Here is a 1,144-nt window from a genome sequence, read left to right as displayed (position 1 = left end):
CTGAATGCCTAGCCATAAAACTCCATTTCTGTTATTAATTTTCTTTGTAGAAACAGAAGTTATCATTGATATTACAAATAGTGAGAAAAACTCATATACATCAGCCTGCACCATATTGGCAGCTAAAAGAGTAATACATACAGTTACAATAGCAGAAATTCCTCTTCTTGCCCCAAGTAAAGTATTAAGCATAGAAAACATTGGTATRAAAGTGTATATATAAAATGGTATATTGATAAGTTTATCCGATACATAGTTGCTTATAAAATATGCTATAGACATAATAAGCAAATATTCAAGCGAGAATAAAATAAAATTCTTAAAGTTAGTATAAAAGTCTATATTATATTTAAATATAATGTATCCCACAAAAGCAAATAACATCAATATAAATAAAGCCTGACCTATTAGAGTTTTAATATTATACTCAAGAAAACTGCTATTATCTAATATATATTTTAAAAGATTAACCTTATCCTCTGTAACCCTTTCACCTTCTTCTAAAATAGGAAATCCTGCTTTTATTGTTGTATATATAGGCTCTACAGATAATGGAATTTTGTTTATCTCTTCTTGAGTTTTTTCAGAATTATAAATTAAATTATCTACTAAAAATACATTGATTATRGAAGATATTGTATTGATATGAAATACATTTAAATCATTATATCTATTTCCCAAAATAGAGCTAATTTCATTTTTTAAATTTTCTAAAAAGAATATTCTGTTTTTTGCAGCTATTCTCTCTTCAACAACATAATCATTATACTTATAAATAAATATTCCATTATTAAGAATTAATCTTAAAGTTTCAGGTGTTAAATTTCTTCTAGATATTATACCAACATCAAATAAACTCTTAAGCGTATCTACAACCTTAGCCTCATATCCAACAGTATCTCTATTAATAATAGCATTAGAAAAAATAGTCTTATTAATATTGAGATTATATTCAGATATTACAGCATCATACATCTCATCAAAAGAAACATTATTAGTATCAAAGCTTTTAATAAAATTAAACATATTGCTTACTTACAGATAAATATATTGATGGCATACCAAGTGATAGTAGAATAGCTGCAGATGGAAGATACTTAAAAAAAGATGCTATCACAAGAGATAGATTAAGACAGATAAAAGA

The 1,144-nt window shown here is 25.3% G+C and carries 2 pseudogenes; one reads left to right on the top strand and one right to left on the bottom strand.

Features of this window, described 5'->3' with window-relative positions:
- Positions 1-1,026: pseudogene (locus GQX97_RS12300) on the bottom strand (metal-dependent phosphohydrolase); the annotation flags it as partial.
- Positions 1,027-1,031: 5 nt separating this feature from the next.
- On the opposite strand from GQX97_RS12300, the pseudogene GQX97_RS15165 reads away from it, so the two are divergent.
- A pseudogene (locus tag GQX97_RS15165) lies at positions 1,032-1,144 on the top strand (L-glyceraldehyde 3-phosphate reductase); the annotation flags it as partial.

Source organism: Brachyspira sp. SAP_772 (genome assembly GCF_009755885.1).
GTDB lineage: Bacteria > Spirochaetota > Brachyspiria > Brachyspirales > Brachyspiraceae > Brachyspira.
The sequence above is the reverse complement of the archived record's forward strand: the minus strand, read 5'-3'. Positions and strand labels throughout refer to the sequence as shown.